A 22,269-nucleotide genomic window follows, 5' to 3' on the forward strand; every position below is an offset into this window, starting at 1 on the left:
GCGATGCGATCGGTTCTGCGCCAGACGCTCTCGACCTTCGGGTGCTGTTGAGGCATTCTTGCTGTTCACCGGAGGAGCCGGAAGAAAACGGGCCGCTTGAGAACCTTCGTCTTCCTTCACGCCGGGTGAGCCCCTGTCCTGGGGCACCGCGCTCGGCCAGATCTGTTTTTCGATGCCAGAACAGTTGCAGAATCCAGACGCTCGTCCTGCTTCGACAACACTGCGGCCGCCCCCCGTCATTTGGCTCACGGGGCTGTCCGGCGCGGGAAAGTCCACCATCGCTGCCGCCTTGCAGCCCATGCTGCGGGCCAAGGGCGTGGGTGCCGTGCGGCTGGATGGAGACGAGGTCCGCAAGGGGCTGAACCGCGGGCTCGGCTTCAGCGCGGAAGACCGCCACGAGAACATCCGCCGCATTGCCCACGTTGCGCGGCTGTTGAACGAGCAGGGCATCGTGGCAATCGTTGCCGTCGTTTCACCGCTGCAGGCGCTCAGGGATCTCGCGCGCTCGATCGTCGGCCCTTCGTACCACGAAGTCTTCGTGCACGCGCCCTTGGCCGTCTGCGAGCAGCGTGACCCCAAGGGGATGTATGCGCGAGCGCGGCGGGCCGAGATCGCGCGCTTCACCGGCGTGTCCGACATCTTCGAAGCCCCGGCAAACCCTGCTCTCACAGTCGACACTTCCAGCTGCGATGTCGCGGCCGCGGTGGAGCAGATCATGGCTTCGCTGGAAGGAGCGGCGCCAACCCGGACGCTGCATCAATGACGCCTGCAAGAAAAAACCACCTGATGATTGCCGGCACGGGGCGCGCCGGCACGACATTCCTCGTTCAGTACCTGGCCGCTTGCGGGCTGGACACGCATCTTGCAAGGCATCCGGCAGCGAACACCTACAACGAGGACGCCAACGCGGGCCTCGAGGACCTGCCGTTCGACAACCCCGATCTGCCCTACGTCATCAAGTCGCCCTGGCTGCATGCCTATGCCACGCGCCTGCTCGCGGACCCGTCCATCGCGCTCGATGCGGTGATCTTTCCGATGCGCAGCATCGTGGAAGCCTCCACCAGCCGCGTGGTCAACGAGTTGCGCGCGCGGTATGCCATGGAGGGCCTGCCGGACGATTGCCGGCTTTGGGAGTCGTGGGGGACCACGCCGGGCGGCATCGTCTATTCGCTCAACCCGATTGACGAAGCACGCCTTCTTGCGCTGGGCTTTCATGAATTGATGCACACGCTGGTCAAACACGACGTGCCGCTGGTGATGCTCGACTTCCCGCGTCTCGTCGAAGACCCCGCGTACCTTTATGACAAGCTGCATCCGGTCCTCGGCGCGAAGCTCGACAGGGAGCGGGCGCTGTCGGCCCACCGGGAGACGGCGGTGCCGGCGAAGGTCCGCGTGGGCAGGGAGATTGCTGCCCACACCGCGCAGGCGCCGGGCATCGTCGAATTTCCTTCCCAGGCCACCCTGGATCGCGTGGCGATCAAGCGTGAGCTGGACAAGGCCGTGTCCGAGCGTGCGGCTCTCCAGCGGAAACTCGACGAGGCGATGGCTGGCCGCGCCGAGCAGCAGCGCGAGCTCGACGAGGCCATCGCCGGCCGCTCGGCCTGTCAGTATCAATTGAGCGCGGCGATCGCCGATCGCGATGCGCGCCAACATGAACTGGCCGAATCCCGGCGCAGCCAGGCTGTTCTCGCGCAGGACCTGGAGCGGGCGAGATTGCGCGCCTCGGATCTGGAAGCGCAATGCACGGCGTTGCGGGCCTCAAACTCGTGGCGCGTGACGGCCCCGCTGCGCACCCTGTCGCGAATGTTGAAAATACGGTGAAAAGCCCATCCCTTCCTTGAGACCAGAGGTTCTACCAAGTTGAGCAAAGCATTCACCAAGGAAACCGATACCGACGGTGACGACGACGGCGGCGAAAGCACCGCCCCCGCACTGCCGAGCGGCAGCAAGAACTACATGACGCCGGCCGGCTATGCCCGGCTGCGCGATGAATTGCTTCAGCTGATGGACGAAGAGCGGCCGAAGGTCGTCGAGGCGGTGCACTGGGCCGCCAAGAACGGCGACCGCTCCGAGAATGGCGACTATCTCTACGGCAAGAAGCGGCTGCGGGAAATCGATCGACGCATCCGCTTTCTCACCAAGCGGCTCGAAATTGCCGAAGTGACCGATCCCTCGGTGCATCACGGCAGCGACCAGGTCTTCTTTGGCGCGACGGTGCGCTATGTGGACGAAACGGGCGACGAGCGCAGCGTGACGATCCTGGGCATCGACGAGGCGGACAGCGCCCAGTCGCAGGTCAGCTGGATCTCCCCGATTGCCCGCGCGCTGCTCAAGTCGCGCGAAGGCGACGTGGTGAAACTCGTGACGCCGGGCGGCGCCCATGAGGTCGAGCTGCTGTCGGTCAGCTATCCGGCGCCATCAGGCGCGGGCACGGCGCGCTAGCTTTCCTCCCCGCCGGTCAGGGCGCGGGAACCGTCCTCGCGGCGGTCAGCACCGAGGCCGTGCGCCGCGCGGCGCGCAGCACGCTGTCGAGGTGGGTTCGGTCGCGCACCGCAATCACGAAGCGCAGGTCGGTCGAATCCTGCGGCGTCTCGTCGGCCATTTCGACGTGCGTGATGTCGGCTTCGGCGTCCGCCAGGGTCGCGGCCACGCGCGCGAGCACGCCCTTGTCGTTGCGCACCGTGATGACCACGCCGGTTTCGAAGGTGCGGGTTGGCTCGTCCGCCCACTCGACCGCGAAGAAGCGCTCGCTGTCCTTGTGGCGCAGGCGCTGGCCCACGCCGCAGGACTCGGTGTGCACGACCAGCCCTTCGCCATGGCCGAGGTAGCCGACGATCTCGTCGCCCGGAATCGGCCGGCAGCACAGCGCAAAGCGTACCGACGAGTTCTCGCTGCCATCCAGCGTGACGGCGCCCTGGGAAATGGTCTCGTGCGAGATGAAGCGCTCGCGGCTCAGCAGCAGCGCATCGGGCCGCTCGCCGAGTTCGGACAGCATGGCCACCAGCCGCTTTGCCACGATGCTGGCAATCCGCTTGCCCAGGCCGATGTCGGTCAGCAGTTCGGCGCGGGTTCGGTTGCCGGTGAAGCGCAGCAGCTTTTCCCACAGCGCCTGGTGCTCGGCGTCCTCGGCTGGCAGCTTGCTGAGGCCTTCGGCGCGCAGCGCCTGGGCCAGCAGTTTCTCGCCCAGGCCTTCGGATTCGGCATGGGCCAGGGTCTTCAGGTAGTGGCGGATCTTGGAGCGCGCCCGGCCGGTTCGCACAAAGCCGAGCCATGCGGGATTGGGCGTGGACACGGGCGCGGTAATGACCTCGACCACGTCCCCGTTCTTGAGCTCCGTGCGCAGTGGCACTTGGTCGCCGTTGATGCGTGCCGCGGAGGTGTGGTCGCCGATGTTGCTGTGGATGGCGTAGGCAAAGTCGACCACCGTGGCGCCGCGCGGCAGCGCGAGGATCTGGCTCTTCGGCGTGAAGACGTAGACCGCATCGGGGAACAGGTCGACCTTGACGTGGTCCCAGAACTCGGCGGCGTCGCGCGTTTCGTCCTGGATGTCGAGCAGCGATTGCAGCCACTTGGTGCCGAGCCGGTCGTTGCTGGCCGCGTTCGGCTCGGCCGCCTTGTAGAGCCAGTGCGCCGCCACGCCCGATTCGGCCACCACGTGCATGGCCTCGGTGCGCAGCTGGAACTCCACGTTCACGCCGGCCGGCCCCACCAGCGTGGTGTGCAGCGACTGGTAGCCGTTGAGCTTGGCGATCGCGATGTGGTCCTTGAACTTGCCCGGCAGCGGCTTGTACATCTGGTGCAGGATGCCGAGGCCCGTGTAGCAGGCGATCACGTTCGGCACGATCAGGCGAAAGCCGTAGATGTCGGTCACCTGGGCGAAGCTCAGGTGCTTTTCTTCCATCTTGCGGTAGATCGAATAGAGCGTTTTCTCGCGTCCCGCGATGCGCAGCGTCATGTTGGCGTTGGCAAAGGCGGTCTCGACCTCGCGCTGCACCTTCTGGATCAGGTCGCGGCGGCGGCCGCGCGCCTTGGCCACGGCCTTGGACAGCGTGGCATAGCGCCACGGTTTCAGATGGCGGAACGACAGTTCCTGCAGTTCGCGGTAGGTCTGGTTCAGCCCCAGCCGGTGTGCGATGGGCGCGTAGATCTCGAGCGTTTCGCGCGAGATCCGGGCCCATTTCTCGCGCGGCGCATCGTCGAGCGTGCGCATGTTGTGCGTGCGGTCGGCCAGCTTGACCAGAATGACGCGCACGTCGCGTGCCATGGCCAGCAGCATCTTGCGGAATGACTCGGCCTGGTTTTCCTCGCGGGTATTGAACTGCAGCTTGTCCAGCTTGGTGAGCCCGTCGACCAGCTCGGCCACCGGCGCGCCGAAGCGCTCGATCAGCTCGGGCTTGGTGACCCCGCAGTCTTCGATGGCATCGTGCAGCAGGGCGGCCATCAACGCCTGTGCGTCGAGCTTCCATTCGGCGCATTGCGCCGCCACGGCAATGGGATGGGTGATGTAGGGCTCGCCGCTGTTGCGCAACTGGCCCAGGTGGGCTTCGTCGGCGAAGCGGTAGGCGCGGCGGACCAGCTCGGTGTCTTCGGGGCTCAGGTAGTCGAGCCTGGCGGTCAGCGCGGCAAAGCTCGCGGCAGCCGCATTCAGCGCCGCCGGACTCGGCTTGTGCGTGCCCCCCGTGGGGGCATGGGACTGATGTTTGGCAACCGCGCTCATGGCTACCACTTTAGCGTGACCGCTCTATGGACGCGTCCAGACGTAAAAAAAGCACCGCTTTGCGGTGCCTTTTCGTTGCAGGGCTGCGTCAGAAACAACGATCAGCCCGGCACCTTCTTGAGCATTTCAAGGCCGATCTTGCCTTCGGCGATTTCACGCAGGGCCGTGACGGCGGGCTTGTTCTTGCTTTCGATCTTGGGTGCATGGCCCTGGCTCAGCATGCGCGCACGGTAGGTGGCGGCAAGAACCAGCTGGAAGCGGTTGGGGATCTGAAGCAGGCAATCTTCGACGGTGATGCGGGCCATGATGGATTCTTTCGGTCGGTGAGCAGGAAATCAGGGGATGTTCAGGGCGGCGAATGTGTCGGCACGTGCGCGGCGCTGTGCAGAATACCGAAGCCGCTGAGCGTGGACGATCGCCTTGAGATCGAAAAGCGCGCGCTCAAATAACTCGTTGATTATAACGAAGTCGAATTCCCCCGCCCGGGCCATCTCTTCGGCGGCATTCTTGAGGCGCAGCTCGATGACGGCCGCGCTGTCTTCGCCGCGCCGCTCCAGCCGGGAGCGCAGCTCTTCCCAGCTGGGCGGCAGGATGAAGATCATCACGGCGTTGGCGAAGGTCTTGCGGATCTGGATGGCGCCCTGGAAGTCGATTTCCAGGATGACGTCGGCCCCCTGGGCGATGCGCTCCTCGATGGCTTTCTTGGAGGTGCCGTAGCGGTGCCCGTGCACATGGGCCCACTCCACGAAGCCGTCCGCCGCGATCATGGCGTCGAATTCGGAGGGCGAGGTAAAGAAGTACTCCCGGCCGTGCTTTTCCTGCCCGCGCGGTGGCCGGGTGGTGTGGGAAACAGAGGGCTGGACGGCCGTGTCCAGCTCCATGAGCGCCTTGACCAGGCTCGATTTGCCGGCACCGCTGGGTGCCGCAACGACAAAGATGTTGCCTGGATAGTCCATTCGCTCGCTCATTCGATGTTCTGTACCTGTTCGCGCATCTGCTCGATCAGCACCTTCATGTCCACGCCGATGCGGGTGAGGTCCAGCGCGGCCGACTTGGAGCCCAGTGTATTGGCCTCGCGATGCAGCTCCTGGATCAGGAAGTCCAGCCGCTTGCCGATTTCGCCGCCCTTCTTGAGCAGCCGCTCGATCTCGTCGAGGTGCGAATTCAGGCGCGTGAGCTCTTCCGCCACGTCGATGCGGATGGCAAAGGCGGTGGCCTCGGTCAGCGCACGGTCCTGGGCGGCCTCGGGCAGGGTGCCGCCGGTCAGGCCCATGGCTTCCTGCCAGCGCTCCAGGAAACGTGCGCGCTGCTGCTCGACCAGCTGCGGAATCAGCGGGCCGGCCTGTTCGACCAGGGTGCGCAGCTGGGCCAGGTGGGCTTCCAGCATCTTGGCGAGCCGCGCGCCTTCGCGCTGGCGGGCCGACATCAGCGCATCCAGTGCCTTGCCGGTCACCTCGAGCAGGTCACCGCCCCAGTCGCCGCGGGCGGCGCTGTCGCCGCCGGCCAGGCGCAGCACGTCGGCCACGCTCAGTTCGCGGGCGCCGGGCAGCCAGGCCTTGATGCCATCCTGCACGCCGTTGAGCCGCTGCAGCAGCTTGACGGAGGGCTCGACGACGCCCGCCTGGGCGGTGTTCTCGATGGCGGCGCGCACCTCCACCTTGCCGCGCTTGAGCTTGGCCGTGAGCAGCTCGCGCAGCGCGGTTTCATGCTGGCGCAGTTCCTCCGGCAACTTGAAGGTGAGATCGAGGAAGCGGCTGTTGACCGAGCGGATTTCGACCCCGAGACGGCCCGCGGCGGCAGGCCGTGCTTCGGCTTCGGAGTGGCTGCCGGCGGGGCCGTTCTGGCCACTGGCATAGCCGGTCATGCTGTAAACTGGCATTGCGCCTCACTATGGTTTTGCTTGCAAGCACCGAGGCGTCGGCATGGCGTTCGCTTGCCGCACCATCGCCTTCGGGCGAAACTCCCGGATTATGTCAAAGGTCAAGCCTTCGCCCCTGCTGCCCGATACGGTCATTGGCGGTTACCGCATCGTTCGCCGGCTTTCCGCAGGCGGTTTTGGCGTTGTCTACCTCGCCATAGACCCCAGCGGACAGCAGGTTGCCATCAAGGAATACCTGCCATCTTCGCTCGCAACGCGCGGGCCGGGTGAACTGACGCCCGAAGTTGCGCCCGAAAAGCTCTCGCTCTACCGGCTCGGCCTCAAGAGCTTTTTCGAGGAAGGGCGCTCGCTCGCACAGATTTCGCATGCCTCGGTGGTCAGCGTTCTCAACTTCTTTCGCGAGAACGAAACCGTCTACATGGTCATGAACTACCTGGAGGGCGCCACCCTGCAGGACTTCGTGGTGACCGCGCGCGACCTGAAAAGGCCGAAGGTCTTCCGCGAATCGACCATCCGGTCGCTGTTCGACGAGATCCTGCGCGGCCTTCGCATCGTGCACCAGTACAAGATGCTGCACCTGGACATCAAGCCCGCCAACATCTTCGTCACCGACGACGACCGGGCGGTGCTGATCGACTTCGGCGCCGCGCGCGAGGTGCTGAGCAAGGAGGGCATCTTCATCCGCCCCATGTACACCCCCGGCTTTGCCGCACCCGAGATGTACCGGCGCGACTCGTCGATGGGCCCCTGGACCGACATCTACGCCATCGGCGCCTGCATCTACGCCTGCATGCAGGGCTATCCGCCCAACGACGCTCCGCGCCGCATCGAGAAAGACCGGCTCAGCCTGTCGCTGTCGCGCCTGCGCGGCGTGTACTCCGACAACCTCATCGAGGTGGTCGAATGGTGCATGTCGCTCGATCCGCTCTCGCGTCCGCAGTCGGTCTTTGCGCTGCAAAAGGAACTCAGCCGTGAAGGCGAGCGCCGCTACACCAAGCTCACCGTCGGCGAAAAGGTGCGGCTTTCATTCGACAACATCCGCTCCTTCGACAAGAAGGCCCTGCCCAGGGCGGCGGCACCTACCACGCGTCCGGCATGAAATTCTCGGTATTCCAGGTCAGCCGCAAGGGCGGCCGTCTCAAGAACGAAGACCGCATGGGCTACTGCTACACGCGGGAGTCGGGCCTCTTCGTGCTGGCCGACGGCATGGGCGGCCACCCCGAAGGCGAGGTTGCTGCCCAGCTGGCACTGCAGACCATCGCGGCCCTCTACCAGCGCGAAGCCCGCCCCACCGTCAAGGACGCCAAGGCCTTCCTGGCCGAATCGGCCATGGCGGCGCACCAGCAGATCATGCGCTACGCGAGCCACAAGGCCATGCTCGATACGCCGCGCACCACCGTCGTCGCGGCGTTGCTCCAGGGCACCACGGCCACCTGGATGCACTGCGGCGACTCGCGCCTCTACGTGGTGCGCGACGGCCGCCTGCTGACCCGCACGCGCGACCATTCGCATGCCGAGCGCCCGCGTCCGCACGGCGCGGACATGCCGGTCAACCGCAACCTTCTGCTCACCTGCCTGGGCTCGCCGACCACGCCGCTGTTCGATATTTCGGCCCCGCTGCAGCTGCAGCGCGGCGACCGCATCATGCTGTGCTCCGACGGCGTCTGGGGCGTGCTCGACGACGCCGTCATCGTGCACACGCTGTCTTCCGACAAGCCGGTGTCCGACGCCGCGCCCGACCTGGCCGAAATGGCACTGCGCAAGGGCGGTGCGCACAGCGACAACGTCACGCTCATCGCCCTCGAATGGGAAATGCCCGATTCGACGGGCGAAGACCGCGGCGTGTCCACCGAGACCATCGACGACGGCGTCTTTGCCTCCACCATCCAGGCCGGCATGCCCGCGGACGGCGAACTCGATGCCCTCGACGATCTCGACGAAGACGCCATCGAGCGCTCGATTGCCGAAATCAACGAAGCCATTCGTCGCTCTGCCGCCAAGAAAACCTGATCGCCTGGTTGCTTCGGCTTGCGGGCCGTCTGCGCTTTTTGTTCCACGTACCTCTCATAAAAAATGACTGCTTTCACACGAAGCGGCGGCCGTGCCGCCGACCAGCTGCGCCCGGTGCGCATCACCCGCGGTTTCACCATCCACGCCGAGGGGTCGGTGCTCATCGAATTCGGCCAGACGCGCGTGCTGTGCACCGCCTCGGTCGAAGAGCGCGTGCCGCCGCACAAGCGCGGCAGCGGTGAAGGCTGGGTCACGGCCGAATACGGCATGCTGCCGCGCGCCACCCACACGCGCAGCGACCGCGAAGCCGCCCGCGGCAAGCAGAGCGGCCGCACGCAGGAAATCCAGCGCCTCATCGGCCGCTCGATGCGCGCCGTGTTCGACCTGGCCGCGCTGGGCGAGCGCACCATCCATCTCGACTGCGACGTGCTGCAGGCCGACGGCGGCACCCGCACCGCCGCCATCACCGGCGCATTCGTCGCTGCGCAGGACGCCGTCAACAAGCTGCTGGCCGCCGGCACGATCCCCGCGTCGCCCATCAGGGGCCACGTGGCCGCCATTTCCGTCGGCATCGTCGCCGGCACGCCGCTGCTCGACCTCGAATACACCGAAGACTCCGCCTGCGATACCGACATGAACGTCGTGATGACCGGCGCCGGCCACTTCGTCGAAGTGCAGGGCACCGCCGAGGGCGCGGCCTTCTCGCGCGAGGAGATGAACCTGCTGCTCGGCCTGGCCGAGAAGGGCATTGGCGAACTGATCGTGCTGCAGCAGCAGTCCCTCGTTTCGAAGTAATCGTTGATGGCGATGAAACTGGTCCTGGCTTCCAACAACGCCGGCAAGCTTGCCGAGCTCCAGCAGCTGTTTGCGGAGCTGGCCGTGACGCTCGTGCCCCAATCGGCATTGGGCGTGGGCGAGGCCGAGGAGCCGTTTCGCACCTTTGTCGAAAATGCGCTGGCCAAGGCGCGCCATGCCAGCGCCGCAACCGGCCTCCCGGCGATCGCCGATGACGCAGGCCTTTGCGTCGACGCCTTCGACGGCCTGCCGGGCGTGGACACCGCCTTCTATGCCACGCAGTTTGGCTATGCCAAGGGCGATGCCAACAACGTCAAGGCGCTGCTCGAGCAGCTCGACGGCGTCGCCAACCGGCGCGCCGCGCTCGTCAGCACGCTGGTCGCGCTGCGCGGGCACGACGACCCCGAGCCGCTCATCGCGGTGGGCCGCGTGGTGGGAGAAATCACGAAGGCGCCGATCGGCGACAACGGCTTCGGCTTCGATCCCGTCATGTACCTGCCCGGCTTCGGCAAGACTTTTGCCCAGCTGCCGCCCGAGGTGAAGAACGCCCACAGCCACAGGGGCCAGGCGGCCAAGGCCATGCTGGCCCTGATGCGCGAACGCTGGTTCTGAGCGATGGCCTCTGTCGTACCCATCCAGCCCGTGCAGCCCACCGGCGCACCGCAGGCCAACGACGTGCTGCACTGGATGCGGCCCGGCCCGCTGCAGCTCGCGGCGCTGCCGCCGCTCTCGCTCTACATCCATCTGCCCTGGTGCCTGCGCAAGTGCCCTTACTGCGACTTCAACTCGCACGAGTGGCGCGCCACCAGCGAGGCCGAGGCCGAAGGCATTCCCGAGGCGGCGTATCTTGACGCGCTCATTGCCGACCTGGACGCCGCGCTGCCGCTCATCTGGGGGCGCACCGTTCACACCATCTTCATCGGCGGCGGAACGCCGAGCCTCTTTTCGCCGCAGGCCATCGACCGCCTGCTCGGCGACGTGCGTGCCCGCCTCAAGCTGGCGCCCGAGTGCGAGATCACGCTCGAAGCCAACCCCGGCACCTTCGAACGCAACCGCTTCCGCGCCTACCGCAGCGCGGGCGTCACGCGGCTTTCGGTGGGCGTGCAGAGCTTCAACGACGAGCATCTGAAGGTGCTGGGCCGCGTGCACGATCGTGCCCAGGCCATTGCCGCCGTGGAAGAAGCCGCGAGCGCATTCGACACCTTCAACCTCGACCTGATGTATGCGCTGCCGGGCCAGACGCTTGATGGGCTGGACGCCGACCTGACCCAGGCGCTGGCGCTCGCGCCGCCGCACATCTCGGTGTACCACCTGACCATCGAGCCCAACACCTGGTTCGCCAAGTTTCCGCCGGTCCTGCCTGAAGACGACCTGGCCTACGCCATGCTTGACCGCATCACCGAGCGAACCGCCGCCAGCGGCATGTCGCGCTACGAGGTATCGGCCTATGCGCGCAGCGGCCATGTGTGCGCGCACAACCTCAACTACTGGCAGTTCGGCGACTACCTGGGCATTGGCGCCGGGGCGCACAGCAAGCTGAGCTTCGCGCATCGCATCGTGCGCCAGGTGCGCTTCCGCGAACCGCGCCTGTACATGAACAACGCCCGCGCCGGCGCCGCGGTGGCGCAAAGCGACGAAGTGGCGCTGGCCGACCTGCCGTTCGAGTTCATGCTCAATGCGCTGCGCCTGAAGGAAGGCTTCACGCTGCCCCAGTTCAGCGAGCGCACCGGGCTTGCCATGACCAGCATTCAAAAAGGGCTGGAGGAGGCCGAGCGCAAGGGCCTTGTCGCGCGCGACCTGTATCGCGTGTGGCCCACCGAGCGCGGGCTGGATTTTCTGAGCGACCTGCAATCGCTCTTCCTGCCCGAGGATTGAGGGGCCGGCGTCGGCATAAAATCAGCGGTTCCGGAGAGTTGGGTGAGTGGTTTAAACCAGCAGTCTTGAAAACTGCCGACGGGCAACCGTCCGTGAGTTCGAATCTCACACTCTCCGCCGGCTGAGGTTCCAACCGCAGCCGCTGGTCAATGAGCCATGCGTGCAAAAAATATCTGCACGACAACTATGGCGACGCACTCGCCAAGGCGATCAACTTCGGGAATTTGCAGCAGTGAGTTCCCGCGGCCATCACGCAGAAGCGATGCGTATTTCGGAGCTGTGCGCCCACGGGCGGGTGCTCACGTTTGTCCTGATAGTCTCTACGCAGATTGGTATTTCGTTCTGCTGAGTCGCTCGTGTCCGAGGTACGGCCCGGCTTGCTCAAGGCGGTCCTCGATGCCAGCGGCATCTCGTCTTCCGGGATGCGGTGCCGCTTTTACAGGCGCAGTGTCGCGGCGCAGGCGCGGCAACGCTCTTTCGGCGATGCACACAGGCTTTTCCACCGTCTTATCCACCGCACTGGTGGAGAACTCGCTCTCTGTGATGGGTATCTTGGAGGACGGCATGGCGCAGAGTTGTACACATTTGGTAGTACATATCGGTCATAACTAACCGTGCAAGCCGGGGACGCGATTCGAGGTTCAAGTGGGCATGAGAAAAGACTTTCGGGCTGTCTTTTACGGCCGCAGACTTCAACCGGTCCCATGCCGTCGTGGATGACCTCTTTGGTCTTTCCGTGAAATGACGGCTCGGCGGTTGCTGGCGTTACCTTGTCGTCGTTGGCATGGGCTGGTTCGATTCCGGCCCCGGGCAGCTCCGACGGCGCGCAGCGCGGGTGAATCACAAACCAAAGGTCGCAACTGCAACCACAAAAGCCACCCAAAGTGCTCCTAGTCCGACTAAACACATCGTGCCGACAAAGAGCACCAGAACGACAATTCTTTGATATGGGGATTGCATCGCCGGAACAAGGCGCCAATAAATGAACCCGGCCCAAAGAGAAAGCACCAGAATAAATATGGGCAGGGCGGCATCGGGCACTTTGGCAATTCGATGTGCACTTAAGGCCATTGTGCTGTAATTCATTGCGGGGATCGATATCCCCCACAAAAGCACGTTGACAGGAAGAAGCCAGCTGATCTTCACCTTATTGCTTCTCCTTTGAAGTAATGCGGTGGCACATACCCCATTACACTTCTGAGTAATCCTGCGACATACGAACTGCTATTGTATTCGCCGGAACGCATTTTCGACTCCCTTAGGTTTTTCGGGAACGAGTAAGGGGCTACATAGCTCGAGAACTTCTGTGATCGATCAATTATTTTTTGAGCAAACTCTCGCCGTGACATGCTTGACGGTGGTTCCAAGGGGATGCGGACCTTTACCTCAGCAGGGAGCGCGTTCTCGTAGCGATTTGTTTTGATTAAAAAGAAATTTTGATAACCAGCCTCCATTATTGATGGTTGCCCGTCAATTACTTTGATGCCATTGTATGCATCATCTATGACTATAGAAAAATGAAGATCGTAGGGGTCTGGAAAACTGATTTTTCCAAGCCATCCTGCCGCGACAGGACCATAGAGCGTGATGGTCGGTTCCGAATGTTGAGCACGCGCTATTGAGTTTGTCTCTGCGGACATGAGTTCTCCCTGTTGAACTTCAAGATCATAGAGGGAGGGTTGGCGCGCGTCTATTACGTCTTTGGTGGCAGACTTGTGTTTGCAAATAACTTTGTTAATTGAGAAGCTCTTTTTGCTTGCAAAATGGCTGATTATTTAAATATTACAGACTTGGCAACAATTTACTAGCAAGGAGTACGGGATGATGAGAGCCTGGAAGATCGCCGGTCGCCTCGGATCTGCCGCGCCTTGGCCCTCACCTCATGAAGCTCGACTCCACCACCGTCCAACTCGTCCTGTGCATCGCCGAGGAAGGCAGCATCTCCCGGGCCGCCGACAGGCTGAGCCTGGCTGTGGCTGCTGCGTCCAAGCGCGTGACGGACCTGGAGGCGCAGCTGGGCGCCAGGCTTTTCAAGCGGGTGCCGCACGGCGTCCTGATCACCGAGGCCGGCAGCCGGTTGATGGCGCACATCCGGCAGATCGACAACCTCATCGGCCGGCTCGAGGGCGATGCCCAGGTGCTGGGGCGCGGGCAGGACGGGCGCATCCTCATCGGCGCGCCGAAGGCGGCCATCATTCAGTTCCTTGCGAAGGACATCGCCCGGCTGCGTGACGCCTACCCGCAGATCACACTGAAGATCCTGGAAGAGAACAGCAAGATCGTGCAGCAGCTGCTGCGCGACAAGGTGATCGACGTCGGCATCTACGAGAAGAAGAGCGGATTCCTGGACCTGCCGAAGTTCGACTACCGGCAGGACAGGCTGGTCCTCGTGTACAGCCGCCGGCATTTCCGGTTTGCGGCGGAGGGGCCGGTGGGCATCGACGACTTCCTGGACCTGCCGGTCGTGAGCCTGGGCAAGGGCTCGGCGATCCTGTCGGCCTTGCAAGGGGCCTACCGCAGCCGCGGCCGGTCGTTCCCGAACAACTTCTCGACCAGCGGCTTCGACACGATGCTGGCGCTGGTGCGCCATGGCCTGGGCGTGGGCCTGATGCCGCCCGAAGTGCTGCGCAGCTTCCATCCGGAGGACGACCTGGGCTCGGCCGAGATCCAGGGCGACTGGCACCAGCGTGCCTATGTGCTGTCGTGTGTTGAAGGCCATGCGCAGGAGCAGACCTTGCGCAACGTGGTGGCCCAGTTGATCGCCACCAGTACCTAGAAGAAAGCAGCGTTCCCGTGGCCGCGGCTTCGCGGATCACGAAGCCAGGCATGCATTCCACGTTCTTGCGACGTCCTCTGCGCTACGGGAGAGTAGCGGCACTACTACGACAGAGACAGAGGACGCACGACATGATGAAACGCCGAGACTTCATTGCGGCCAGCGCCGGTGCGCTGGCCGCACCCTGGGCCCTGGGAGCCGCCGAGTTGCCCAAGGGCATCGTCAAGATCTACGTGGGCTGGGCGCCCGGCGGCGGCACCGACGTGTTCGCCCGCATCGTGGGGCAGAAGCTCTCGGAGCTGTGGGGCCGCTCGGTGGTGGTCGAGAACAAGCCCGGCGCCACCGGCGCGCTGGCCGCGGACTTCTTTGCGCGCACCCGCTTCACCGAGGGCGTGAACCTGCTGATGGCGCACGTCAACACGCATGCCATCTCGCCGCACATCTTCAAGAGCATCAGCTATGACCCGCTGAAGGACTTCGCGCCCATTGCCATGGTTGGCGCCACGCCGCACATCCTGGTGACCAGCGCGAAGAATTCCGCCGGCTCGGTCAAGGAGGTGGTCGAGCAGTGCAGGAAGAGCCCGGGAAAGATCAGCTTCGGCTCCTCCGGCACGGGATCGGTGCAGCACCTGGCGGCCGCGATGTTCAACATGGCCGCCGACGTCAAGAGCATCCACGTGCCCTACAAGGGCTCGGGGCCGATGCAGACGGACCTGATCGGCGGCCAGATCGACTACAGCTTCGACACCATGACGGCGGCCACCGCACAGGTCAAGGCCGGGCGGATGACGGGCATCGTCCAGACGCGCCTGCAGCGGGCCAAGGGCTTTCCGGAGCTGCCGACCATGGACGAGCAGGGCTTCAAGGGCTTCGACGTCTCCAGCTGGTATGGCGTGGTCGGCCCCAGGGACATGTCCAGGGACCTGGCCCTGCAGATCAACGCCGACATCAACAAGGTTCTGGCACTGCCGGATGTGGTTGCGCGCTTCGATGGCTATGGCGTGGAGGACGGCGGCGGTTCAGTCGACAAGTTCGCGGCGTTCATGGCTGCCGAGTTCAAAAAATGGGGCGACGTGGTGCGCACCGCCAAGGTCACCGAGGAGGGCTGAAAAAATGAACCACGCAAGACAACTGCCGCTGCAGGGCATCCGGGTGCTGGACGTGAGCCAGGTCATGGCCGGGCCGTTCGCCTGCATGCTGCTGGCCGACCTGGGCGCCGACGTGATCAAGGTCGAGCCGCCGGGCGGCGACCAGACCCGCGGCGCCATGGGCTTCAAGATGAAGGGGCCGGACAGCATGGGCTTCCTGAACATGAACCGCAACAAGCGCTCGCTGACGCTGGATCTCAAGAACGCGGAGGACCGCGCCTCCTTCTACAAGCTGGCCCGGACCGCCGACGTGATCGTCGAGAACTACCGCCCCGGCGCGGTGCAGCGCCTTGGCATCGACTACGAGTCGATCAAGAAGATCCACCCGAAGATCGTGTACGTGAGCATCTCCGGCTTCGGCCAGAGCGGCCCGTGGGCCGAGCGGCCGGGCTTCGACCTGATGGCGCAGGCCATGTCCGGCGTGATGAGCGTGACCGGCTATCCCGGCGAGAAGCCGGTCAAGGCCGGCGTGCCGGTGGCCGACATCGGCTGCGCGCTGTTTGCCACCTACGCGCTGCTCGCGGCCTATATCGGGGCGCAGAAGTCGGGCGTGGGCCAGCACATCGACGCTTCGCTGTTCGATGCGGCCATGGCCTTCTCGGTCTGGGACATGTCCGCGTATTGGGGCACGGGCGTGCCGCCGGCACCGCTGGGCACCAGCAACAAGATGAGCGCGCCCTACCAGGCGGTCAAGGCGCGCGACGGCTATTTCGTGATGGGCGCGACCAACCAGAAGCTCTGGACCCGGCTGTGCGAACTGCTGCAGCGGCCGGACCTGGCCCTGCACGCGGACTACGCCAGCGTCTCGCTTCGCCTGAAGAACCGCGAGGCGCTGATCGAGGCGCTCGAACGGGAGTTCGGCCAGCGGGACAGCACCGACTGGATCGACGCCATGCTGGCCGCCGGCATCCCCGCCGGGCCCATCTTGTCGTATCCGGAGGCCTTCGAGGGCGAGCACGGCACGCACCGCCGCATGTGCATGGAGATCGATCACCCGATCGAGGGCAAGGTCAAGAACATCGGCTTTCCCGTCAAGCTGCTGGGTACCCCGCAGCAGGTGCGCCGACACCCGCCATTGCTGGGCGAGCACAACGAGGAAATCCTGGCCGAGATCAACATGCCGGCCGGCGCGGCGGAGGCCTCGTGAGTTCAGCTGAATGCGTGCGGCTCGGCGTTCATGCGTCGGGCGTGGCCGAGATCGTGATCCATCGCCCCGAACGCCACAACGCGATGACGCGGCAGATGTACGAGGCGCTGCTGGAGCACATCGGCGCATGCGCGCGCAATGGCGCGGTGCGCAGCGTGCTGTTCAAGGGGGCGGGCGGCAAGTCCTTCATCTCGGGCACGGACATCGCCCATTTCAAGGACTTCCGCGAAGGCCGCGACGGCATTGCCTACGAGGCTTTCGTGGAGCGCGTCATCGATGCGGTCGAGCGCATCGCGGTACCCACTGTGGCGGTGGTCGACGGCTGGGCCGTCGGCGGCGGCCTGGCGCTGGCCACGGCCTGCGATTTCCGGGTCTGCAGCGACGCGTCGCGCTTCGGCGCGCCGATTGCCAGGACGCTGTCCAACACCTTGTCGTCGCGCAACATTGCGCGGCTGCAGGCCGCGCTGGGCGTGCCGCGCGTCAAGCGGATGCTGCTGCTGGCCGACCACCTGACGGCGCAGGAAGCGCTGGCCTGCGGCTATGTGCATGCCGCCTGTGCGGCGGGCGAACTGGATGCGGCGGCCCATGCGCTGGCAGAGCGACTCATGGCGCTGTCGCCGGTCACGCACAAGGCCGTGAAGGAGAGCATCCGCCGCATCGTCGTCGAGCAGCGGCTGGATGACGATGACCTGATCGAGGAGGTGTATGGCAGCCAGGCATTCCGCGACGGGGTGGCTGCATTCATTGGCCGATGACGGCGAATATCAATGCCTGATATCACCCAAATGAGGTAGCCAATAGGTCAGTTTTTAAATAACGCAGCTTGTAAGCGTATTAAAAATATTAACTGTGGAACCGAAAGTCATGTAATTCTTAAGAATAACTTGTCTCAATGCCGGCCCAGATTTTTGAAGGATTCAAAATGATCGGAGACATCTTATTGCCTCACGCGAGCTTGAAGCGCTCGGGGAGTTACTTCGAATCGGGCCTCGAACGCAAAACCGACGCCATAACCGCCAATGCCACCTATTTTGGAAACATGCAGTGGGCCCAGGAATACCTGGATTTCTGCCACCGCGATGCGCATTTCAAGAGCCGGTGGCTCGCGGCTGCCGGCGACTGGACGGACAAGGTGGTCATCGACCTGGGCTGCGGGCCGGGCAATATCTTTGCCACCCTCGGTGGAAAGCCGCGGCTCCTGATCGGCGTGGACGTGGCGCCTGGCTCGCTGGAACTGGCGGCCAAGCTGGGCTATACGGCGGTGCTGGCCGATGCGGCCTACACGCCTTTTCGCTCGCAGGTGGCGGACATCGTCGCCATCAATGCGTCGCTGCACCACTGCGACGACATGGCTGCGGTGCTGCGCGAAGGGGCGCGGCTGGTGAAGCCGCATGGCCTTTTGGTCACCGACCACGATCCGCAGCTCACCGCCTGGGACTACAAGGGCCTCGCCAAGCTGATGTGGGATGCGCGGCTGTGGGTCTACCGGGCGATCGGGCATGGCTTTCACAAGACCGGCAGCCAGCAGTCGTGGGGGCTGCGGACCGAGGTCCATCACCAGCCGGGCGACGGGGTCACGAAGGAATTCTTCCACTCCACGCTGGAACCGCTGGGTTTTGAGGTGCGCGTCTACCCGCACAACCACCAGATCGGTGCCGATGCGCTGCGCGGCGTGGTGGGACCGGCGCAATGGAAATACCGGCTGGGCAACATGCTGTCCGGCCGGCGGCCTTCGTCGCCTACGAGCGCGCTGTCGCTGATGTGCGTGGCAAGGCGTCGCGGCGATCCCGTATCAGCTGCACCAGCAGTGTCAGAACAGCAAATGCCAGGATGACTCCCACGCCCGGATAGAGCATGGCCAACTGCGTTCCCGGCGCAATGGCCGCGGTCACCACCGCGAGGCCGCAGGCCCCGCCCACCTGCAGCGAACTGTTGAGAAGCCCCGCGGCCAGCCCTTGCTCATGGTCGGCCACGCCGCTGGTGCCCGCGACCATCAGCGCCGAGATGCTGAGCGCAAAGCCGACGCCCCACAGCACCGAAGCGGGAAGCAGCACGGTCCACAAGTCCGGCTCGGGGCCGATGCGCAGCATCAGCAGATAGCAGGGGATGAAGGCCGCGAGCCCGGCCAGCAGCACCCGGGTCACGCCGAACCTTTCGATCAGCGCGCCGATCCTGGGCCCGATGAGCACGACTATGAGCCCCGCCGGCAGCAGCACCAGGGCCATCTGCCACGGCTTCCAGCCTTGCAGGTTCTGCAGATACAGCGCGATCAGGAACTGAAAGCCCATGGCGCCTCCATACAGGAAAGCCGCGCTCGCATTGGCGGCCACCAGGCGCCGGTTGCGGAAGATGCCCAGCCGGACGAGCGGCTGCCTCGCGCTGCGCTCGATGGCGAGGAAGCCGGCCAGCAGCAGCGCCGACAGCCCAAATCCGCCGATCGTCCGCAGCGACGCCCAGCCGGCCTCTTCCGCTGAAACCAGCGTGAAGACCAGCAGCAGCATCCCCGCGACCAGGACCGCGGCGCCGCCGATGTCGAGCCGCATGCGCCTGGTGCGCGGCGGATCGGGCGGCAGGAAGCGCAGCGCGGCCAACAGCAGCAGCACGGCGATCGGGATCGGCAGGATGAAGATGTAGCGCCAGTCCAGCGCCGCGAGCAGGCCGCCGATCAGCAATCCCGAGGAGTAGCCCGAGGCTTCGAAGAGGTTGAAGATGCCGAACGCCCGGTTGCGTTGCGGGCCTTCGGCAAAGGTCGTGGCCAGCAGCGACATGGCTGCCGGCCCGGTGAAGCCCGCGGCCATGCCCTTGACGAAGCGCGAGACGATCAGCAGGAACGCGTCGTCGGCGAAGGCGCCGAACACCGACACCAGCGCGAACACGGCCAGTCCGGCCACCAGCACGCGCCTGCGGCCGAACAGGTCGGCGCAGCGCCCGCCCAGCAGCAGGAAGCCGCCGAAGGCCAGGATGTAGGCGCCGACGAACCACTGCGCGGTGGCCGCGCTGATTCCGAACTCGCGCTGGATCTCGGGAATTGCGACGGCAATCATCGAGATGTCCAGGCCGTCGAGCAGAATCACGCCGCTGAAGATGAGAAGCGCAATCCACAGCCGGGCGGGCCAGTGCGGGGTGGGGCAAGCTGACATTCATTCACTCCGAAGTTGTTGTCGTCGATGCGCTCGATCATTTCGGGGTGAACGGTTTTCGGGAAACGAGTAGTTCTCGATGGATCATCAAACAGGGCTTGAAGATCGATGATGAAGCGCATGCTGCCGGGAACGCGGGCCCTGCGGACCTTCGAGGCCGCCGGGCGGCACCTGAACTTCACGCGCGCGGCCGACGAGGTGGGGCTGACGCCGGCGGCGGTCAGCTACCAGATCAAGGAAATGGAAGATCAGCTGGGCGTCGTGCTGTTCACGCGCAGCAGCCGCAGCATCCAGCTGACGCCGGCCGGCGCGGTGCTGTTCGAGGCCGCAGCCGATGCGCTGGACAGCCTGCAGCGCGCCGCCGGCCGCGCCCGCCGAATGACGCGGGGCTCGGCGCACCTGCGCATCTCGCTGAGCGCTCGGTTCGCCGCGAACTGGCTCATGCCCAGGCTGCCGCGGTTCAGGGCCGCCCATCCGGGCCTGGAGCTGATGTTCGACATCACCGACCAGATACGGGACTTCGACGCCGATGACGTCGACATCGCGATCCGGTTCGGCAACGGGAAATACGAGCACGCGCTGTCGGATCGCCTCTTCGACATGGTCGTGGTGCCGGTCTGCAGCCCCCGGCTGCTCGAAACCGGCCCCCGGCTGCAGGACCCCCGGGACCTGTTCCACCACACGCTGTGCTACCTCGACTGGAAAACCGACGGCATGGTCTGGCCGAACTGGCGCATGTGGATGGAGGAGGCCGGCATCCGCGACTTCGACGACAGCCGCTGCCTTGCCTTTCCCGATTCGAGCCATGTGGTGCAGGCGGTCATCGAAGGCGGTGCCGTGGGCCTTGCCGACCTGGCCATGATCGCCAACGACCTGGCCCAGGGCCGGCTGGTGAGGCCGTTCGACATCGGCGTGAGCGTGGCGGGGGAATACGCCTATCACCTGGTCTACCCGGAAAGCAGCGGCCAGGACCCCCGGGTGCTTGCTTTCCGCGCCTGGGTGCTCGGCGAAGCGGGCTGAACCCGGACCAGACACGATCGGTATCGTTACTGAATCTTCCCCGCAGCCACATTCCCGCGGCTTCGCGTTCAAATGACGGGGTGCCCGCCACGCCGGGTTGCGGCACCCTGCGCCCTGGCCTTCCCAGGGGAAACCCGGCTCTTGGACCCCTCCGCATGCCCAATGCGGCCTTTTGTGGTCAATTGCGCGTAATCCGACACCAATGTAGGACTTTTTCCCGACTTCTGGTGTTGTCGAAATGTGAATTCAGCACATCTTGTTTCGCACCGAAGCAGTCCTGACCGGGGGTTTGGACGTACCTTGATATTGCATCGCAACATGCGGACGCGAGTTCGTGGCTCGGCGTCCGTGTGCTGCGGGCGGGTCCTTCAATCTAATGTCGCGCCGCTCCTTGCGGCGCGATCTGGTTCTCACGAGAGGTGGCTATGCGTGTGTCAAAACCGGCTTCGGTTCTCTTTTCTCAGTGCCAGCGGCGCATCGCTGGTGCCATGGGCGGCCGTGTCCCCGGCGCTGGTTCTCGGCGCCGACGGCAGTCGGGCGCCTTCGTCCCCAAGCTGGCGGCCTATGCGCTGCTGGCTTTCGTGCTGTGGCTGATGGTCGCCACGCTGGTCCAGCCGCTGTTGTCCTCGCAGGCCACCCGCGCCGTCTTGCAGGCGCCCGTGACGCTGATCACTTCGCCGATCACCGGGGTGGTGTCGCAGATGGCGGTGCATGCGCGCGACAAGGTGGAGCCCGGCACCATCGTGGCCACGGTGCGCAACCCGACCGTGAGCCAGGAAATCCTCACCACCCTGCGGTCGCAGCACCTCGCGCTGCAAAGCCAGCTGGCCCAGCTGGGCAACCAGTACAAGTCCGACAACCAGGAAATGAGGTCGGTCGGACAGGAGGCCGGCGTGCACCGCGAGGCCTCGCTGGCGCAGGCCTGGGAAGCCTGGCAGATCGCACGGCGGCAGCGCGACGTGGCGCACAGCGTGGTGGAAGAGCAGGAAAACAAGGTCCGCACCAATCAGGCCCTGCTGGAGCAGGGAGCGATCAGCGAGCAGGTCATGAACTCGTCCATGGCGCAGCTGAACACGGCGCGCGCCAATGCCGCGGTGGCGGAGCAGTCCTTTGCGGGGCAGGCCCAGACCGTGGCGAGTGCCGGTCAGGGGGCCTTCGTGGGCACCGGGGGCAGCAACCTGTTCCAGACGCTCGCCAGCCGCCGCGAGGCGCTGCGCAACAGCGTCGGCCGCGCCCAGCAGGACGCCACCGCCATCTTCAAGCAGCTCAAGCAGGTCAGGGACCTCGAGGAAGAGGAACGCCGCCGCGTGGAGAAGCTGTCCTTCTACGAAATCAAGGCGTCCCAGGCGGGGCAGGTTCATTCCGTGCTCGCACCCGAAGGCGCGTACGTCACGGCGGGTGCCTCGCTGGTGCGGGTGACCGATTGCAGCCGGCTCGGCGTGGTGGCGGTGTTTCCGGCGCGGGTGGCCAAGCGGCTGGGCATCGGCTCGGTGCTCGACGTGAAGCTCGCCGAATCCGCGAGGCCCGTGCCGGCGCGCGTGGAGCAGTTGCTGCCCGTGGCCTCGGACGCGCTGCAGAGCACCTACAGCGTGCCGTTCCCCTATGCCGAGCAGGGCTCCATCTATGCCGTGGCCCGCATCGAAGGCAAGGAGCCGCAGGAAGCTCCGCCGGACGGCGGCAGCAACATGTGCGCGCCCGGCAAGGTGGTGTCGGCCAGCCTCAGGTCCTGAGCGCAGGCGCAAATGCACCCCCATCCGCATCG

At 65.1% G+C, this 22,269-nt stretch carries 22 protein-coding genes and 1 tRNA gene; 16 read left to right on the forward strand and 7 right to left on the reverse strand.

Going from position 1 to position 22,269, the window contains the following annotated elements:
- Positions 1-172 precede the first annotated feature (172 nt).
- From cysC to greB, 3 genes are read left to right on the forward strand one after another with little or no spacing between them, the layout of a single operon-like run.
- A complete protein-coding gene (gene cysC, locus L1081_RS24950) occupies positions 173-763 on the forward strand; it encodes an adenylyl-sulfate kinase (RefSeq protein WP_489414538.1) in 591 nt (196 codons plus the stop codon).
- Complete coding sequence (locus L1081_RS24955; protein ID WP_489414539.1) at positions 760-1,821, forward strand: hypothetical protein; 1,062 nt, start codon at positions 760-762, stop codon at positions 1,819-1,821. Before cysC ends, L1081_RS24955 begins: the two co-directional genes overlap by 4 nt.
- A 39-nt stretch (positions 1,822-1,860) precedes the next feature.
- Positions 1,861-2,442: a transcription elongation factor GreB gene (gene greB, locus L1081_RS24960; protein WP_489414540.1), complete on the forward strand. Its 582-nt coding sequence runs from the start codon at positions 1,861-1,863 to the stop codon at positions 2,440-2,442.
- A gap of 16 nt (positions 2,443-2,458) precedes the next feature.
- Here greB and L1081_RS24965 read toward each other — a convergent pair whose 3' ends face one another.
- From L1081_RS24965 to L1081_RS24980, 4 genes are all read right to left on the reverse strand, one after another.
- Positions 2,459-4,717: a RelA/SpoT family protein gene (locus tag L1081_RS24965; RefSeq protein WP_125966383.1), complete on the reverse strand. Its 2,259-nt coding sequence runs from the start codon at positions 4,715-4,717 to the stop codon at positions 2,459-2,461.
- A 101-nt stretch (positions 4,718-4,818) separates the two neighbouring features.
- Positions 4,819-5,022 (reverse strand): DNA-directed RNA polymerase subunit omega, encoded by a 204-nt coding sequence (gene rpoZ / locus L1081_RS24970; RefSeq protein ID WP_015867100.1) that lies wholly within the window; start codon positions 5,020-5,022, stop codon positions 4,819-4,821.
- A gap of 30 nt (positions 5,023-5,052) precedes the next feature.
- Positions 5,053-5,673, reverse strand: a complete 621-nt coding sequence (gmk, locus tag L1081_RS24975; RefSeq protein WP_015867099.1) for a guanylate kinase — start codon at positions 5,671-5,673, stop codon at positions 5,053-5,055.
- A gap of 8 nt (positions 5,674-5,681) precedes the next feature.
- Positions 5,682-6,596 carry a YicC/YloC family endoribonuclease gene (locus L1081_RS24980; RefSeq protein WP_489414541.1) on the reverse strand — a complete coding sequence of 305 codons (915 nt, stop codon included), beginning with the start codon at positions 6,594-6,596 and terminating at the stop codon, positions 5,682-5,684.
- 91 nt (positions 6,597-6,687) lie between these two features.
- Here L1081_RS24980 and L1081_RS24985 point away from each other — a divergent pair, with 91 nt between their 5' ends.
- From L1081_RS24985 to L1081_RS25010, 6 genes are all read left to right on the forward strand, one after another.
- Positions 6,688-7,695 carry a serine/threonine protein kinase gene (locus L1081_RS24985; protein WP_015867097.1) on the forward strand — a complete coding sequence of 336 codons (1,008 nt, stop codon included), beginning with the start codon at positions 6,688-6,690 and terminating at the stop codon, positions 7,693-7,695.
- Complete coding sequence (locus L1081_RS24990; RefSeq protein ID WP_489414542.1) at positions 7,692-8,606, forward strand: protein phosphatase 2C domain-containing protein; 915 nt, start codon at positions 7,692-7,694, stop codon at positions 8,604-8,606. The genes L1081_RS24985 and L1081_RS24990 overlap by 4 nt, the downstream gene beginning before the upstream one ends.
- Before the next feature lie 63 nt (positions 8,607-8,669).
- Entirely contained in the window at positions 8,670-9,401 is a 732-nt protein-coding gene (rph, locus tag L1081_RS24995) for a ribonuclease PH (RefSeq protein ID WP_015867095.1), read from the forward strand.
- Between the two features lie 12 nt (positions 9,402-9,413).
- On the forward strand, positions 9,414-10,013 hold the full coding sequence (rdgB, locus tag L1081_RS25000; RefSeq protein WP_489416836.1) for an RdgB/HAM1 family non-canonical purine NTP pyrophosphatase: 600 nt from the start codon (positions 9,414-9,416) through the stop codon (positions 10,011-10,013).
- 3 nt (positions 10,014-10,016) lie between these two features.
- On the forward strand, positions 10,017-11,276 hold the full coding sequence (gene hemW, locus L1081_RS25005; protein ID WP_489414543.1) for a radical SAM family heme chaperone HemW: 1,260 nt from the start codon (positions 10,017-10,019) through the stop codon (positions 11,274-11,276).
- A gap of 32 nt (positions 11,277-11,308) precedes the next feature.
- Positions 11,309-11,393 (forward strand) — tRNA-Ser (locus L1081_RS25010).
- 723 nt (positions 11,394-12,116) lie between these two features.
- Here the strand turns inward: L1081_RS25010 and L1081_RS25015 are convergent.
- Both L1081_RS25015 and L1081_RS25020 read right to left on the reverse strand, forming a co-directional pair.
- On the reverse strand, positions 12,117-12,422 hold the full coding sequence (locus L1081_RS25015) for a hypothetical protein (RefSeq protein WP_489414544.1): 306 nt from the start codon (positions 12,420-12,422) through the stop codon (positions 12,117-12,119).
- Positions 12,419-12,916, reverse strand: a complete 498-nt coding sequence (locus tag L1081_RS25020; RefSeq protein WP_489414545.1) for a hypothetical protein — start codon at positions 12,914-12,916, stop codon at positions 12,419-12,421. Before L1081_RS25020 ends, L1081_RS25015 begins: the two co-directional genes overlap by 4 nt.
- 242 nt (positions 12,917-13,158) lie before the next feature.
- Here L1081_RS25020 and L1081_RS25025 point away from each other — a divergent pair, with 242 nt between their 5' ends.
- The 5 genes from L1081_RS25025 (at position 13,159) to L1081_RS25045 (ending at position 18,181) form a co-directional block, all read left to right on the forward strand.
- Positions 13,159-14,052: a LysR substrate-binding domain-containing protein gene (locus tag L1081_RS25025; protein WP_489414546.1), complete on the forward strand. Its 894-nt coding sequence runs from the start codon at positions 13,159-13,161 to the stop codon at positions 14,050-14,052.
- Positions 14,053-14,186: 134 nt separating this feature from the next.
- Positions 14,187-15,161 carry a tripartite tricarboxylate transporter substrate-binding protein gene (locus tag L1081_RS25030; RefSeq protein ID WP_489416837.1) on the forward strand — a complete coding sequence of 325 codons (975 nt, stop codon included), beginning with the start codon at positions 14,187-14,189 and terminating at the stop codon, positions 15,159-15,161.
- Positions 15,162-15,165: 4 nt separating this feature from the next.
- On the forward strand, positions 15,166-16,347 hold the full coding sequence (locus L1081_RS25035; RefSeq protein ID WP_489414547.1) for a CoA transferase: 1,182 nt from the start codon (positions 15,166-15,168) through the stop codon (positions 16,345-16,347).
- Complete coding sequence (locus L1081_RS25040) at positions 16,344-17,102, forward strand: enoyl-CoA hydratase (protein WP_489414548.1); 759 nt, start codon at positions 16,344-16,346, stop codon at positions 17,100-17,102. Before L1081_RS25035 ends, L1081_RS25040 begins: the two co-directional genes overlap by 4 nt.
- 137 nt (positions 17,103-17,239) lie before the next feature.
- Complete coding sequence (locus tag L1081_RS25045) at positions 17,240-18,181, forward strand: methyltransferase domain-containing protein (protein ID WP_489414549.1); 942 nt, start codon at positions 17,240-17,242, stop codon at positions 18,179-18,181.
- Here L1081_RS25045 and L1081_RS25050 read toward each other — a convergent pair.
- Entirely contained in the window at positions 18,087-19,487 is a 1,401-nt protein-coding gene (locus tag L1081_RS25050) for an MFS transporter (RefSeq protein WP_489414550.1), read from the reverse strand. The two genes, L1081_RS25045 and L1081_RS25050, sit on opposite strands and share 95 nt — an antisense overlap.
- Before the next feature lie 111 nt (positions 19,488-19,598).
- Between L1081_RS25050 and L1081_RS25055 the strand changes: the two genes are divergently transcribed.
- Complete coding sequence (locus tag L1081_RS25055; protein ID WP_489414551.1) at positions 19,599-20,507, forward strand: LysR substrate-binding domain-containing protein; 909 nt, start codon at positions 19,599-19,601, stop codon at positions 20,505-20,507.
- 488 nt (positions 20,508-20,995) lie between these two features.
- On the forward strand, positions 20,996-22,237 hold the full coding sequence (locus L1081_RS25060) for an HlyD family secretion protein (protein WP_489414552.1): 1,242 nt from the start codon (positions 20,996-20,998) through the stop codon (positions 22,235-22,237).
- Positions 22,238-22,269 lie beyond the last annotated feature (32 nt).

Origin of the sequence: Variovorax sp. MSC1_012 (genome assembly GCF_023667525.1) — a bacterium.
Lineage (GTDB): Bacteria > Pseudomonadota > Gammaproteobacteria > Burkholderiales > Burkholderiaceae_C > Variovorax > Variovorax beijingensis_B.

Bases quoted from the DNA above. Each gene is read 5' to 3' on its own strand.
- cysC (WP_489414538.1), top strand. From the start codon at position 173: ATGCCAGAACAGTTGCAGAATCCAGACGCTCGTCCTGCTTCGACAACA.
- L1081_RS24955 (WP_489414539.1), top strand. From the start codon at position 760: ATGACGCCTGCAAGAAAAAACCACCTGATGATTGCCGGCACGGGGCGC.
- L1081_RS24965 (WP_125966383.1), bottom strand. From the start codon at position 4,717: ATGAGCGCGGTTGCCAAACATCAGTCCCATGCCCCCACGGGGGGCACG.
- rpoZ (WP_015867100.1), bottom strand. From the start codon at position 5,022: ATGGCCCGCATCACCGTCGAAGATTGCCTGCTTCAGATCCCCAACCGC.
- gmk (WP_015867099.1), bottom strand. From the start codon at position 5,673: ATGGACTATCCAGGCAACATCTTTGTCGTTGCGGCACCCAGCGGTGCC.
- L1081_RS24980 (WP_489414541.1), bottom strand. From the start codon at position 6,596: ATGCCAGTTTACAGCATGACCGGCTATGCCAGTGGCCAGAACGGCCCC.
- L1081_RS24985 (WP_015867097.1), top strand. From the start codon at position 6,688: ATGTCAAAGGTCAAGCCTTCGCCCCTGCTGCCCGATACGGTCATTGGC.
- L1081_RS24990 (WP_489414542.1), top strand. From the start codon at position 7,692: ATGAAATTCTCGGTATTCCAGGTCAGCCGCAAGGGCGGCCGTCTCAAG.
- rph (WP_015867095.1), top strand. From the start codon at position 8,670: ATGACTGCTTTCACACGAAGCGGCGGCCGTGCCGCCGACCAGCTGCGC.
- rdgB (WP_489416836.1), top strand. From the start codon at position 9,414: ATGAAACTGGTCCTGGCTTCCAACAACGCCGGCAAGCTTGCCGAGCTC.
- hemW (WP_489414543.1), top strand. From the start codon at position 10,017: ATGGCCTCTGTCGTACCCATCCAGCCCGTGCAGCCCACCGGCGCACCG.
- L1081_RS25020 (WP_489414545.1), bottom strand. From the start codon at position 12,916: ATGTCCGCAGAGACAAACTCAATAGCGCGTGCTCAACATTCGGAACCG.
- L1081_RS25025 (WP_489414546.1), top strand. From the start codon at position 13,159: ATGAAGCTCGACTCCACCACCGTCCAACTCGTCCTGTGCATCGCCGAG.
- L1081_RS25030 (WP_489416837.1), top strand. From the start codon at position 14,187: ATGAAACGCCGAGACTTCATTGCGGCCAGCGCCGGTGCGCTGGCCGCA.
- L1081_RS25035 (WP_489414547.1), top strand. From the start codon at position 15,166: ATGAACCACGCAAGACAACTGCCGCTGCAGGGCATCCGGGTGCTGGAC.
- L1081_RS25045 (WP_489414549.1), top strand. From the start codon at position 17,240: ATGCCGGCCCAGATTTTTGAAGGATTCAAAATGATCGGAGACATCTTA.
- L1081_RS25050 (WP_489414550.1), bottom strand. From the start codon at position 19,487: ATGTCAGCTTGCCCCACCCCGCACTGGCCCGCCCGGCTGTGGATTGCG.
- L1081_RS25055 (WP_489414551.1), top strand. From the start codon at position 19,599: ATGAAGCGCATGCTGCCGGGAACGCGGGCCCTGCGGACCTTCGAGGCC.
- L1081_RS25060 (WP_489414552.1), top strand. From the start codon at position 20,996: ATGGGCGGCCGTGTCCCCGGCGCTGGTTCTCGGCGCCGACGGCAGTCG.